Below are 15,403 nucleotides of genomic sequence, written 5' to 3' on the forward strand. Positions count from 1 at the left end.
TCTTATACATTATTTTCTTCTAACACAAATAATATTGAATAATTTTATACTGTCACGTATACGCTATAACGGCTTATTTAAGTGCGATGAAGCATTCCGCATAGTTATTTACTTTAGATTATGCCGCGAGTAATGAATAGTTAAAAATTAGTCCTTACGCTTGTTATTCGCGTGAATCATTCCGATAGATCTTCGACTTTTAACTTGCTATCCACCCAAATCCAGTTATTGCTTGGTCAATTATGTGTTCATACACAATATTGCTTTTTAAAGTGAAAACATCTCTGCCATAACTATCAGGTAAAAAGCTATTTAATACGGTAATTATCTCACTCTTAACCCTTTCTTTTGGCTGAGGGTCATTATGCCAGCCGACCACAAAAAGCTCTGATTTCTTTTGTGTAAGCGTTTCGTAAAGCATCTTTGCCGCAAGCTTAACCTTCTTTTCCTCCGCGGCAGATAACTTTTCCTTACGTAGTAAGTCAAATATTTCGAGTTCTTCTTCTGTTAATTCTTCCTTTATATGTCGCTCATCTTCAGCCTTTAATTTCTCCATGAACTCTAGTAGCTTTTCAAAGAAATCATCATTAGTCGAGCCTCCAGCATTATAATTATCAATGATGTTTTGGAATAACTCAGCAAAATTACTTCTTGTAAGATTTTTCTTTAGCATCTGCTCAAGTTTTTTTGTTATGTAATCTCTAAGATTGGCGATTTCTATGTTTTTATACTTAATTTTTTTGAATTGCTCTCTTAACTCGTCAATATTGAGCTTTGAGAGGTCAATTTCCTTTGAATGCTTTGCTAATTCGTATACAGCAGCTTGTTCAGCAACCACACTTTGGTCTAATAGTGTATCAATTTTCTTGCGTGCTTCTTCTAATTTATCGGGTCTTATTTTACCAGCAATAATTCCTCTTAGGTAGAGAATAGCTTCTTTAAGTGGGTTGGTCCAATCCATTTTGAAAATGTCGGGTCGCAACGATTCATATAACATTTCAACTGTGTTTGAATATACTTTGAATTCATTTTTCCATTCATCATTTTGTAAAATGGTATTTGCAAAGCCTTCAAACAAATCAAGCTTTTTAAACGTATCATTTTTAGTAATTAATTCATTGAGATCAATTCCAATTGAACCGCAAAATAAAGTTGTATTATCGATTGCTTGGTTTAATAGATCAACTAGCTTTTCAATATCCTTTACAGGCATATTTTCTTCTTCTGAAGTTGCATAGTCGGCAAGGGCACGCTTCATATACTTAAATACATCAAGATAGTCAACAATAATCCCGTTATCCTTACCTGGAAACACACGATTTGCTCTTGCTATCGTCTGCATCAAGGTGTGCCCTTGCATTGGCTTATCTAAATACATCGTGGATACACTTGGTGCATCAAAGCCAGTAAGCCACATGGAACAGACAAAAACAAGCTGGAAAGGGTGCTTTTCATTCTTAAAATGATCTTCAAGATCAAAGCCATTATCATCAACAGCATTCATATAATCTCTATGTTTTTTGATAGATAAGCCTTGATCAGCAAATTTTTCTTCCTCACCATCCTCATAGCTAATAACAACTGCCATTTGAACCTCTCGCATATAATCAACGATGCGCTTTAACTCAAGACGTTTTTCCCCATCTTTTTCAGTTTTAATCTCCTTATTTAGTCTTTTGATTTCTTCTTTCCAGTAGTGCGCTACTTTATCATACATTCTCACTGCTGTAAATTTATCTACGCAGATAACCATACCCTTGCCGAGAAAGCCCCGACGGGGGAAATGGTATGCAATGTCTTGGGCGATTGTTTCAAGTCTATCGTCGCGTTTAATAACTTCAAGCTCTTTTGCGTAGTGATTCTCTAGTCTTTTTTGCTCTTCATCTGTTAAGTTATCTTTCTCGAGTATTTCCGAAAAATCAGAATCCAGAAACTCGTTGCTCAATTCCACAGTCGGCACGCGCTTTGTGTAATAAAGCGGAACTGTTGCACCATCTTCAATAGACTGTGAAAAGTTATATTCGCTAACATAATCACCAAACCAAGCGCTTGTTAATCGCTTGCTTCCAAGTAGAGGTGTTCCTGTAAATGCTATATATTGCGCGTTGGGAAGCCCGTTTCTCATGTTTTCCGCAAGATCTTTATACTGGGTTCTGTGGGCTTCATCCACCATAACTATAATATCTTTACGCTCTGATAAAATAGGATATTTCTTGCCCTTGTCGTATCTAAACTTATGTATCATTGTAAATATAATCGACTTATTTGTAGCGAGCTGTTCACGTAGCTTGGCACTGTTGGCAGGGCGAACATCCTCATCTTTTGCAATAAACTCTGTACGAAGGAAATTCTTATATAACTGGTCATCTAAATCCTGACGGTCGGTCACCACTAAAAATGTAAAGTTACCCGCACACTTATGCTTGATTTTACGTGCAAACATTACCATCGAATAGCTTTTCCCACTACCTTGTGTATGCCAAAACACACCAAGTTTACCCTTTAAGCTCTCTCGATTTACAAAAGAGTAAAAAGCTTTATTAATGCCTAAGAACTGATGGTTTTTGGCTATTATTTTAGTTCTTCTACGGTCAAATAAAATAAAGTTCTCTATGTAATCGATTAGTGATTCTTTTTTTAATAGTCCATTAATTAAGAGTTCAATACTAATTCCGTTTTCTTTTATTTGCTCTCTGTTTGGCTTTTCTTTTTCACTATCTACCTTTAGCCATTCAAAGAAATGCTCATAGCCGGCCTTAAAGCTGCCAACTCGAGTTTCTACACCGTTTGATAGCACACAAATTTGATTGTAATCGAATAAATAAGGAATATCTTTTAGGTAGTCGGTTAGGTTCTTATCATAAGCGTTTTTCACTAAAATATTTGAATTTTTAAGTTCAATAAATACTAGGGGTAAGCCATTTATAAAGATGATTAAATCAGGGCGCCGCCAATGAGCTTCGCCTTTAATCCACATTTGTGAGACAACGGTAAAGTTATTATTTAGTGGTTCTTTATAATCGATAATGTTTAATGTATTGCTTTCTTGCTTGCCGTTCACTTCATATTTTACGGTTATACCCGTTCTTAGCATTTGATAATTTGTACAATTAATCGCCATTAAATCTGCAGTATGGGGGGTATGCCTTAAGGTTTCTACCACTGATTTGATTGTTGCAACAGGGATAGTCGGGTTGATTTTGCATAGCATTTTAAACAGGATGCTTTGCAAGACAACCTGCTTTTTATTCTCTCTGCCAGTGCCATCGGGTAATGTTTCCTTTTCCGGTGTAAAGCAGTTCATGGCGTTGTATCCGTTTGATTCAACCAGCAACTTGATCGTCGCCTGCTCGATCATGTCCTCTGTAATGATGCGTGGCATATGTGAGTCCCCCAATACTATTCTTCTTGGATCTGCCGATATTACAACGATAGTTCAAGATACTTTTTAATCAGTGGTTTTCTCATTATCTATACTTCCAATTGCCCGTTCATTAGGCGAGGGAGTAATAGATCCCGCTGTTTGGCTAGGTTTTTGTTTTTGGTATGCAACAATGATTTCTCATCCAATATTGGTTCAACTAGCAATGAGAACTTTTTAAGCACTTCTAGATTCGGTATTAACACTTTATACTTCCTCATAAAACCAAGAGAAATAAACTGTTGCGATGACCCGCTTGCTTGCTGTTTAAATATTTCTTGAGTAGTATTATTTTTCAATAAACAATATAAAAAACAAGTGCCTTTATTATCATGCGGTTTAATTATAATAACGTTCTTTACACTAAAGTCAGTATTTTCGCCAATTATGCAGGTAGATCCTATCGTTCCTATATTGGAAAATAAAATATTTCCTTTTTCTAAACCACTCCGTTTACTTATAGCAATATGGTCTTTTTCACTAATGTAATAAGCAGTGGAAAAGTCAATAGTATCGTTTACAATATGTTTACCTGTAATGAGGTAATACCCCTCATCAGTTGGCTTTGGTGTATCGTGTGTCCCATCCGTAATGTGTGATAATTCTGATATACTTTTTACTTCCCAACCGTTAGGTATTCCTTTTGTAAAGCTGGCAGTTTCATAGCCTGGAAAACGGAAACGCACAAACCACTCTTTGTATATTTGCTGAGCGGATTGCTCCAATAGCTCTATTCTACGGTTGTTGTTATCAATGAAATTATCGTAGACAGATAATATATCTGCAATTATTTGTTGGGTAGGTAGGGGCGGAAGTAATATTGGCATTTTTCTTAGAAGCGGTAAATTAATATACCCTTGTGCAACGCCACCCTTCATAATATCTAACATTTTTCGAAAGTAGCTACTATTCAATACATAGTATAAATAGTATGAATTTACTTCTTTTGCATTTGGTCTTATTATAGCAACAGAACTTGAAATACCGAATTTATCTTCCTTTTTGTATACATACACATTGCCGATTGTTCCTATTATGCCTATTATTAAATCTCCAGCCTGTAAGTTCCTCACTGAATTATTGCTAATGCTAAATAGTCTGTTATAGTCTTCAATACTAATATAATCAACATTTTCATAATTAATATTTCCATTTTGAAAATTTTTTGATGATAAATATAGAATCCCATCATTTACTCTATTGAGTTTTGTATGTGCGCCATCTCCAAGTTCACATATATCTCCTAACTTCTTTTCTACCCACATCACTCACTCACCAAAGACAACAAATTCTCGTTTATCTTCCCTTCTAGCTTCTGCGCGGTTCTGTTTAGAGTTGTAAGTTCTTCATTAAGCCTTAACATTTCTGCGTTAAATTCTTCTTTGGTCATGCCGTCTTCTTCCATAACCACGCCAACATAACGCCCAGGATTAAGCGAATAATCCTGGGCGGATATTCCATCCTCTCCCTCGATCTTTGCTACCTTACAAAGCCCTAAGACATCGCAGTATTTACCCTCTGGGAAACGCTCAGTAAGCCAATCTATATTAGATTGCCAATACTTCATTTCAACTTCTGTTTCTGCATGTTCAAGGTTCATTTTATATTCATTAATAAGGGTGTTAAATGCCTCAATGTTGCCCTCATATAATCTTGATATCATACTTAAGTTTTTTATTTGTTCGTCACTGAATTTAACGTGAGCTCTATCGATGATAGTAAACACATTTCTTGCATCAATGAATAAGATCTCATCTTTATTCTTCTTTTGCCTATCAAAAAACCAAAGGGTAGCAGGTAGGGTTACTGTGCTAAACATGTTTTTGGGCATGGTCAGCATTTGACTGATGAGGCCTTCTTCTATTAATTTCTTTCTAATTTCTTTCTCGCTGTGGCCTGCATCTGATGCAGAGTTGGCCATAACAAGGGCGGCTCTACCTTTTTCATTCAGAGAGGTTGCAAACATATTGATCCAAAGGTAATTCCCATTAGGTACGTTTTCCGATTTGTCACCTTTGGTGTTTTTCGTTTTTTTCGTTTTATTCTGCGGTACACCATAGGTATTAAAGCGTGGCTGAGATTTCACTGCGTCAAGTTCCACGCCATCCACATTAAACGGAGGATTTGCCATTACATAATCAAATGCACCAAAGCAATCATAGGGATCTAAATAGTAAGAATTGGCTTCGGTTATTGTTCCTCTAATGTTATTCAGGGCAAGATTCATTTTCGCAAGCTTAACGGTTGCACCTGTTTTCTCCACACCGTAGGCACGCAGGTTGATGTCGTTCCCGTTATGTTTGTGCTCTTTGATATAATGAGCTGTCTGAACAAACATACCGCCTGAGCCACAAGCAGGGTCCAATATTTTACCCTCAGTAGGAGCAAGCACCTCAACCATATAACGCACAACACTTGACGGGGTAAAAAACTCACCGCCGCCTTGACCTTCTGCAAGTGCAAAGTTGCCAAGAAAGTATTCGTATATTTCACCAAATAGGTCAATGCTAATGTCGTCTGGAATGTCTTTAAAATTTTTCAAGAGTTTCTTCAGGACGGTCTTGTCTTCCTTACCATTAACACTGTAATATTCGTCCTTTGGCAGTGTATTTTCAAGCTCAGTGGTGAATTTCTCGACAGCCACCATTGCTTCCTTTACCTTCTGTGCTAAGTTCTCACTCTCCGGTAGATTAAGTAGGTGGTTGTATTTTGCTTCATCAGGGAGATAGAATCCGCACTTTTCAATAGCTATTTCATGAACATCGCGCTCTATACGTGTGCCTTTTAGTCTATTATATTCTGCGTTAATCTCTGCTTCGTGTTGTGAATATTTGCTCTCAGCAAAACGCAGAAAGATAAGCCCCAAAATTGGAGTAGCATATTCTGTGGATTTTAGTCCCGAGTTGGCTCTCAGCTGGTCAGCAGCTGCCCACAAATCAGCCTTTAGTTTTTTGAATTCTTCGTTAGTCATTTGTAAGCCCCTTGTTATTCAATTGATGCAATCCTTTTAGTATAATTCAATAGTGTATTTACTTGTTTCATCTATTATACATCACCAAGTGATCTATGGCAGACTAACATTATATTCGCCACATTTTAACAACTAATATTTGAACTCTGAGATAATCAACAAAACGAGTTGAATGTCCGTGATCTGATTGCTAAGGTGAGCAGAACAGTTGACCAGTCAAGGCTGCGGCGCGTCCATTTAGCCTTGACTGGTTTTTCCATGCATCCACGATATTTCAAGGCCCAGCACTCCATTGCTAGACCTGCAACTCTATAAGAGATCGGGTAGAGGGAGAAGAGGGCAATGGTTGGTGAGATCATTAATGTCCAAAAGCTTTAAAATAGCCCATCAACGTTGCCTTTTGGCCAAAAACCCGAAAAATATGACAGTTACAATTAGTCAAAAATTTTCAAATTGTCATGATTACTGCATTTGGACATGTTTTTCATCCAAATGAGTACATTTTGCAACGTCAACTTTGGACAGGATTGCAAGTAGAAACATCTTAAACTAGGAATAATACAACAAAATGGCTACTTCGGTTTTTATTTTTAATAGAACTTATACTCACTTGAACTCTCCTGAAATAATCGGAAGGCCACCGAATTATTTCTGTCCACTATATCGGTGACTTGCTTGAGGGTTATTGCCTGGTCATGCCGTTCTGGTTTTAACTCCGCAATATTCCTTGCATTGACTATACTTTCCGCGACGTAGTCAGCCTTTTCTTTTTCAACAGGAGTCATCCGGTATTCTTTATTAATCTTATATTTCCCTAAGTAAGCCGAACATTTTGGACAATACCCGATTCTCTCTAAATCACTGCAAACTTCCAAGCTTTCCTTGCAAGAATGGCAATGGCTTACTAAGCGTGTGTTGTGTTTATAACAAAATTCAATCCCACTAATCTGCCAGATAAGAGGTTCGTATAGAATATACCCAATTCTTTTCCAGCTTTCGAAACAATTTGGACACCATGTCTTATGATCTTTATTTATATTCTTATTTTTAATAAAACCTTTCCAGTTCAGGGTCCCTAATAGCTTTAAATCGTTTCGGGAAGTTACCATCTCCAAGCCCTTCAAGATATTTGCTACATTGAAACCCATTCCATTAAGCTTTTTCACGCTAGGATCTTGAATAGCTGCCCCATTGGCCTGTAAAGCAATTTTAACTATTTCTTTTAGCCTTACACTATGCGCCTCTGCTAATCGAATTATGTAACTACTAGGGCACTCCATATAAGGAGTGCCTAAGCCTATAGGTTTTAACGGATACAATACACTCCTAACTTGGTGAGCGGCATCAGCTTCATTACATAACTCTAAAAATTTCGTACTATTGTGCATTCCTAACCTCGCCTACATTATGACGTGTAGGATTCTGCTCACCGACTTTGTTTTTCCTCTTTCGTCCTGTCGTTTCAATAAGTTCATCATCTTTGGTGTCCATTCCTAACAAACGGAGTAATTCATTTTGTTTTTCCTGATTCTCTTCAAGCAAACTTTCGCCTTCTCGGGCTTCACGAATAATTTTCACACATTGATCATCAGAAAGAGAAAACTCCTTACAGATATCCATACTTAAAACTTTCCGTTTGTTTTCTATTGCAAATGTATAACTTTTTAAAAGCCAATCCTTTAATATCCCAACACATCCCAAAGATCTCTGATAAAAGTACTCATAATTATCGACAAGCTTTGGTTCATTTTCCAAAGGGAGGTGCTTTTGAAAAGCACCTAATGCAAAAATAAATTGATCCATATCACCTTTAACTTCAGTTCGATACCGTGGGAGATGAATATCAATGCCTCTTCTACTTAGCTGGCCACTTAAATTACGAAATGGAAGTAATTCATACGTACCGTACAAGACATGGGGCACACGAGAATTTGATGCTAGAGACTTAATTACATCCATTTGGTTTCGCAACTTCCGCCCACTTGTGATATGAGCTAAATGTTGGGCTTCATCAATCATATATGCATAAGGCCGACGGTATTTCAGCGCGTTTTCTAATGAGCTTCTAAAAGCACGCGCTGCAAGGTGGTTATTCGTTTTATCATTCCTGCTTTCAAAATCTATCTTCTTTTCAATTAATGGTTCATCCAATGATTTTAGTGATCTTATATAATGATCCTTCCAATCGAAATTACCGGTATCTGGGGCGATCGCTTCCATACCTGCGATCGGAATACGACCCGGGTCAACGGTTAATTCTTTTGCGGCTAACTCTATAAAATGTTTAGCAATTCCTAAAAATAAAGTAGTTTTACCCACACCACAAGGTCCATAAACCAATATGACTGGGGTATTAACTGGTTTAGAGATGGTATCACACAATTTTTTGTAAGCATGTTTTAAATAATAATGTGAAACCGTATATTTTTTGAAATAGGTTATCTTCTTATCTTTGTCGGAGTTCAGTATCTCTTCTGGAAATCCGAAGTTACCAGCCATATTTAAAACTCCTCCAATCGTAAAAATCCCTCGGAGTTAATATCGATTTTATTTTTAATAACTGGCAACGCTACTAATTTGGAAGATGATTTCTTGCTTTGTGTTTCTTTTTTAGTCAGCAATTCTTCTGACTTTCCACCTTTAATAACTTCAAAAATAGATTTTTGCTCATTATCCTTAAGCCGTTGTTTTTGCAATACTTCCTCTGCCTCAGCGGACTTAAGAAATTGGACAAGTTTCGCAGCAGAAATTTCATCACCAGTCTTGCCGTGTAGTTTCTGTCTTCTCCTGAGTTCGTCCGCTGCAAGCATTAACTCTTTCTCCGTTCTATTAGCCATGGACTTGTAATGCGTTGAATTTAGCATTATCCACTGATTTAAGAAATAGGCATACGCTATTCCCATATTGTAGGGGTCATAACGAACAGGAATTTGCTTGCCTTCAATTTCAGGATGCAATAATTTGTCTGACCAATAATAAAACCTGTTCATTTTAACTCCTTTACCTGGTTCTACTTTGGCCGTTCCTTTACGAGTAGTAGGTAAAGATAGCATCTGAAAAGTCTCATCGTACTTAATAAATGCGAATTGCCTTCTCCCTGTTAGCGCAACCGATTGAAGAAACGCATCCCGCGGAGAAAGACCTACGGCTTGATGATCGCTTGTATCATAAACTTCGTATGCCCATTCCTTTAATTTCTCGAAGAGACTACCAAGATTCCAAACAGCAAGATTTTTAGGGTTGACCTCTTTAGTAACTTGTCTTACATTTTTAGTTGCCTGTGTATTCCCAAGTAAGTTATGGACAAAAGTTGTATTAGTGGTGCCAAAAAGTCTTTCGCAAACCGAACCAAATCGAGGTTTTGCACCAGGCCGTTCCAACTTAACTACTTTATTATACGCCAGCATAGAGTCGAAATAGACACTATGAAATTCTTTACCACCGTCGACGACGAGTTTCTGGGGAAGTTTCGAAAACCTTTTCACACATTCACGAAGAACCATCATGCATGTCCTATAACTGGGCGGATCAAAAGTAATGTATACCACTAACAACCTTCTGCTAAAAGCATCAACTAAGAACGTTGCCCAAGGGCGCCCTAAATTTTTTCCCGTTCTTGAACAAACAAGTTCGATATCTAATTCTGTGTGATCGATATGGCAAATCTCAAAAGCACGATCACCATGACGCGGAGTTTGTTGATCAAGTTCAAGATAGACGGGTTCACTATTGTATGCAGCCTTATGCCCTTCTCTCTTTCTTTTTTGCTCATGTTTTGGCCTCTCGTCTACCATCGTACTGAAAGTACGAAAACTCGGCGCTATATGTCCTTGATTCTTTAAAGCATCCACCAACAACCTGTACACCGTACTTTTATTCCTTCTTACTGGGGTTTCATAATACTGTTCAATAAAACTATTTATGATCCCCAATACTTCTGTTGAAAACCTACTGTATGCATTACCTTGCGTACTAGTTCGAGGTAATAAGCCAAGGAAACCATTATTATATTGTACTTCGGCTTCTTTAAAATTTTTTACCCAGTGCCTCAGCGTTCTCACCGAGAGACCGGCCGGTACAACAGATTCTTCAATGTACATCATTACATGTTTAAATTTACGATTTGCCTCCATTAATTGATCCTTACTCGCGCCTTTTATGATATTCAATGCAGTATCACCCTTGGAATCCTTCACTTGTAATCCTCGAATTAATCCTTCCTTTGCTAGTGCTTTAAATACGGCTATAGGTACGTTTATTGACTTTTCATCTTCACTCAATAGGGTGTACGTGGTCTCTCCAATATTCAAGAAAGTATATTTTCGACCATCCCATTGAATGCAGCTGCCTACTTCGATGTCAATTATGTTTGAGTGTATACTCCTTTCAATTTCGACTTCCTTAACATTCATAAAGGCTTTGGCGACTTCTTTATTCAAAAAAACTTTTACAATATCAGAATCTGCAAGAGGTTCCTTAAAGAGATCTAAATAAATTGATTTATTTAACAGCGAGGTATAAATTTCGTCGGGGTCCAAGGAATGAAGTACTATTAGGTCTTTAAGAGATATCCCAGGTTTATTTGAGACTATTTCAGTTAGTACATCCTCAAACTTAGTATCTACAGTGAGGGGGGTACGGAGCATATAATCATCAAGAAATATCATATTCCGTTGGTAGGTTACATCAATTTCTCTATCTGTTCTTACACGGAAGGATAGTCCAAACTTTTTTGCGTACTCTTCAGCTGGAGGACAACGCCAGATGCCTTCGTCTAAAACATATCTAGTGGGATACTTGATCGCTAATTGCAATAAATCTTTTTCATGCTTCCATTCTTCCCAGCCGATCCAGTCATCCTCTATAACAAAGAAGTCAGCAGTGTACAGATGACCATTATTTTTCACTTTATTATTTTTATCAGTAATTGAATATTGAATTGGAAAGGCAGGAGGTTGATCGTAATATTCAAGTACAGTCTCATCGTGTTCCTTTAAATAAATTGCCGCTAACTCTAATGTATGACTCTCGAATTGAATAGTCATGCCCATTTTAGTACTTGGGTAAAATCCTGTGACATTTCCTTTGCCACTTCGAACATTTCGAGACGGTGGTAATCCTCTAATGTTTTCAATGACCTTAACGGCTTGCTCGGAGAGATGAAGTTTCTGAGTAATAATCGAGAAGTCCTTGATGGCCAATTCGCTCACCTCATATTGTTAGATTATTCAAATAATTCTCCATGTAAATTAATAATCCTACCACATGTAGATGTTTTTTTCAAAAAAAGTTCTACATGTAGCATTTGTTGAGGAATAACACTTTCTCAGTCCACCTTTGTTTTCAGGAAATTGTAGTACTTTTTGACTTCCATTTCGCGCAAGATAGCAGGACGATTAAGCTTTGTCTCAATTTTGCGGACCGTAGGTATTTGTCCGGTATCAATTAAAGAAATAAAAGCCCTTGAAACTTCTCCTGTTAATTTAGTTAGCCTCAATCCCTTAAGCCCAGCTTTGTAATACTTATTCATCCTAGTCTGCAATTTACATATTGGCCTGAAGTACTTATATAATGTCTTTTTATTACATTGCAGCTCACCGGCAATCTGGGTTACATTGATCCGCATATTTTTCCGGTTCATTATCACTTGTTCAAGATCCTTTCCAACTTCAGGAATCGATTTTGCTGTAAGGAAGACATTTTCCTTCTTGATCCTTGTATTCACAATTACAAATTTCCCATTCTTCCCAAGTGAACTACCTGAGTAAAACGCAACAAGAGTTACATCACACTTATTACAAATCCTGAGCGCATCGTCTAGTGTAGGTAAATTCTTTCCGGAATACCATCCCCAGAACGTTGTTTTAGGCACGCCAACAAACTTCGCATACTCAGATACATTACCACCAGTAAATTGATCGACAAGTCTAGATAATGTCCACGTCACATCAGCACTTTCAAAGCGTCCCCACTGTGAGGAAAGCAGCTCTTCAATCAGTTTAGCTCTATAAACATCCCAATCACTAGCAACTCCTTCACTAGTATCCAATTCCTCAATGCCTAGCCAGTTAGAACACTTGGGACAGTAGCCGGATTTACTTCGACCATCTAACATCGGAATATTGCTGCAGCAATTATTACATTTCTCCAACAGGTTTATTTGATGTTTTAGACAGACATTTACAGGTCGTATTGACCATAATAGTGGTTCAAATACCATCTCTTCTTGATGCCTCATTTCATCGAAACAGCGAGGACACCATGCTTTATTAGGTCTATATAGCCCTCTAGTTGGAATCACACTCTTAAATCTCAAAAGAGTCAGTTGATCGATGGTATTTATTCCAGTTAGAGCTGATATCATCTCTATAAATTCATTCGCAACATTTGAAAGCCCGTTTATTAAGTGAGCTGACGTATAAAAGCCGCTACCTCCATTATTCATGTAATCCTTATTTAAGTACGGAAAAAAGATTTTTGAGAACATGGAACCCGTTCTTACACAATGCGCTTTCGCAAGCCGAGTTATATAGCTTGTCAATGATTCTACATATCCGGTTTTTAATCCAATCGGTTGAAGGGAATACAATTCGCTTACCAGTTTTGAATGGGGGTTATCATCGATTAGTTCCAACTTAGCGTAAATATCCATGCCTATGCCCCCGCTTAAGTCTGTTTAACTTCTTCTTACTCTCCTTATAAATTTCAATAAGGCTATGATATTGATTTAGTTCATCCTGATCAAAAATTTTGAACTGAATGATACTGCAGAGCTCGAGATTATGATCGGGAAGAAACAGATGAGACCTATCTGACGAATCATATAATACAGAAATACTCCAATCTCCACTACTAATTGCTTTGTGAAACCATTGTTCTCGGACTGCTCTCCTGCCAGAGTAAAGCCAATGATGAAGACGAATACCTAAAGGTGTAACGGACGCAATGTCTGACTGATATTCTTCGTTAATCATAAAGTCCCCCAAATCCTTTATTGTTATTATCGATATTTTTATAATAATTTATTTCTAACTAAATATTAATAGTGAATCGCTACCTCAACTTCCAATCGAAGACTCTTCGACCAAAAACAAACCATTTCCCCACAGAATTTTAAGAACAATTATATATAGGCTATTTTCTTGTAGTTGCAAAAAGTGTGTTAAAATACTGACGAATAGGAGGTGTTGTATTGCCCGATTACAAAGTGCAAGGTACTACTTTCCACGGAATCGTCGTTGATGAGTTTGTAACGGCACCTTCCGAAAAAGTTGCGCTGGGATATGTAAAGCAGAGGTATGGTAGCAATTTAAAGAAGCCATTTCAAATCTTCACATTAAGACGTATTGAAGACCTAACTGAAGTTCCAAGCGGTACTTTACCGCAGCCCATAGAGCCCGTACTAACCGATTCTGAGGCACTAGAAATCGCTTGGAAAATCAAACGGAATGAAGCTATAGCCAATAGTGAGCTAATTCGTTTTAAATCATATTTCCGACCTCTTATAAAGAGAGTAGTTAGGGAACTGTGGAACGATGTCACTATCATGACTCGAGAGGAATTGGAGGAACAACTGTATGAGGATATCATTACGGAGTTTATTCCAAAATACTCACGTGATCGCGGCAAACTTCTAACCCTTATTCGAATCAAGGTAGAAAGCAGGGTCAAAAGGATCTGGAAGAGAGAAAAGTATGTGAACGCCGATAACTCGTCCTCCGCTAAGCCTAAGCAATTTATTCTCGAGCAGTATGCTCTTGCTTCCCAGCATTCTCCGAAGGTTGAGTTAAGTCGGGAGGAGCAACGAAAATGGGTGTTGCAATCTTGTGTGGAGATCGCTAATGGACATCATCTCCCTTTACCCGAACGGCGAACATTGTTTCAATGGGTTGTTCAACTGGGAATACATCTGCAAATCCTTCGCAGACCGAGACAGATCCAGGTGATGGAACTGGTTTATGGTCAACGTGAATTAATGGAGAAGGAAGCAGCTGATTTACTAGGTGTCACTCAACCAACTTTGAATTTAACCAAGAATAGAGCGGAGAGAAACATTTTGCTCGAAGCAAAAAAAGAATTGAAAAAAATTTAAAAACGTCTATATTTTGATGGACGAGCTGGGGAACTAAATATTCGACAAGGTTATCCTGTCACTCGGTATCGAATTCAACGTTAACGTGATTATTTCTATTCTTATTCATTGATGATCGATCCTCTCTATTGCACATTTAAATGCTTATTATCGGAAGCCTCTAAAGAGGCTTTTTCAGTTTCTTAACCTAAGAGGCTTTCTATTAGGGTAAAGGACGAAACTACTCTGACTAGCCCTAGAATACGTCTTGAGGGCTAACACCAACTGAATAGATTATGATTCTTAAATAGGCCCAAAATGGGCCTTTTTCTGTTTATACCCGTTTAAACTCTCCCTTCCTCGTGTCGCCTCTAACTCTGTATGGCCATGGAGCATATTTTATTAGCCCTAAATGGGTATTTTTAGTTTCTCTTTAATCAGGCCTCTTATAAAGAGGCTTTTTTTGTTTTCAAATTTTCTCATACAACTTCATATTTTCCATTTTATATAAAGGCCCGAGTGGGTTGCCGGTTACGGCAGCCTACTTGGGCCTTTTTTTGTTTTCCGCAAAAAACGTGGGTTAAGCGCTGGTTTTCCAGCGCTTTTTTTATTTCCCACACAACTAAAAGGAGCGAAGAAATCATGAAAAAATTTATCGATTGGGTAAGTGAACCAGCCTCCAAATACCCTGTTTTCAAGGGGATGCAGAGGACTAAAAAGATATGTAAAGGGGAAGTGATTTACCAAGATCCAAGGACAGGCTGGTACTATCACAAAGATAATCTCCATGGCGAGGTAGAGGTATACAACAAACAAGGGAAGCACAAGGGTGTTATGAACCCGGATGGAACATGGCATAAAAAGAAAGGGAAAGATTCGACAAAGACACTGAAAGGGATTATCTAACTGAAGGAACTTATACGGGATCTGCGATAGCCGC

9 protein-coding genes are annotated in these 15,403 nt (G+C 37.8%); 2 read left to right on the forward strand and 7 right to left on the reverse strand.

Features of this window, described 5'->3' with window-relative positions; translation table 11 throughout:
• Positions 1-199: 199 nt before the first annotated feature.
• The 7 genes from ASL11_RS06240 to ASL11_RS06270 form a co-directional block, all read right to left on the reverse strand.
• The gene (locus ASL11_RS06240; RefSeq protein WP_056611180.1) at positions 200-3,382 is read right to left on the reverse strand and encodes a type I restriction endonuclease subunit R; all 3,183 of its coding nucleotides are present in this window, start codon (positions 3,380-3,382) and stop codon (positions 200-202) included.
• An 89-nt stretch (positions 3,383-3,471) separates the two neighbouring features.
• The gene (locus ASL11_RS06245; RefSeq protein ID WP_056611182.1) at positions 3,472-4,686 is read right to left on the reverse strand and encodes a restriction endonuclease subunit S; all 1,215 of its coding nucleotides are present in this window, start codon (positions 4,684-4,686) and stop codon (positions 3,472-3,474) included.
• The gene (locus tag ASL11_RS06250; protein WP_056611185.1) at positions 4,686-6,392 is read right to left on the reverse strand and encodes a type I restriction-modification system subunit M; all 1,707 of its coding nucleotides are present in this window, start codon (positions 6,390-6,392) and stop codon (positions 4,686-4,688) included. Before ASL11_RS06250 ends, ASL11_RS06245 begins: the two co-directional genes overlap by 1 nt.
• A 590-nt stretch (positions 6,393-6,982) precedes the next feature.
• On the reverse strand, positions 6,983-7,780 hold the full coding sequence (locus ASL11_RS06255) for a TniQ family protein (RefSeq protein ID WP_056611189.1): 798 nt from the start codon (positions 7,778-7,780) through the stop codon (positions 6,983-6,985).
• Positions 7,770-8,891, reverse strand: a complete 1,122-nt coding sequence (locus tag ASL11_RS06260; protein ID WP_056611192.1) for an AAA family ATPase — start codon at positions 8,889-8,891, stop codon at positions 7,770-7,772. The genes ASL11_RS06255 and ASL11_RS06260 overlap by 11 nt, the downstream gene beginning before the upstream one ends.
• A gap of 2 nt (positions 8,892-8,893) precedes the next feature.
• Positions 8,894-11,593: a TnsA endonuclease N-terminal domain-containing protein gene (locus ASL11_RS06265; protein ID WP_056611195.1), complete on the reverse strand. Its 2,700-nt coding sequence runs from the start codon at positions 11,591-11,593 to the stop codon at positions 8,894-8,896.
• A gap of 125 nt (positions 11,594-11,718) precedes the next feature.
• Positions 11,719-13,044: a TniQ family protein gene (locus ASL11_RS06270; protein ID WP_056611198.1), complete on the reverse strand. Its 1,326-nt coding sequence runs from the start codon at positions 13,042-13,044 to the stop codon at positions 11,719-11,721.
• Between the two features lie 540 nt (positions 13,045-13,584).
• On the opposite strand from ASL11_RS06270, the gene ASL11_RS06280 reads away from it, so the two are divergent.
• Positions 13,585-14,484, forward strand: a complete 900-nt coding sequence (locus ASL11_RS06280) for a hypothetical protein (protein ID WP_056611204.1) — start codon at positions 13,585-13,587, stop codon at positions 14,482-14,484.
• A gap of 621 nt (positions 14,485-15,105) precedes the next feature.
• Positions 15,106-15,369, forward strand: coding sequence for a colicin E3/pyocin S6 family cytotoxin (locus ASL11_RS06285; protein ID WP_056611208.1), 264 nt, complete (start codon positions 15,106-15,108; stop codon positions 15,367-15,369).
• Positions 15,370-15,403 lie beyond the last annotated feature (34 nt).

The sequence above is a fragment of the Paenibacillus sp. Soil750 genome, assembly GCF_001428045.1.
GTDB classification, from domain to species: Bacteria; Bacillota; Bacilli; order Paenibacillales; family NBRC-103111; genus Paenibacillus_E; species Paenibacillus_E allorhizoplanae.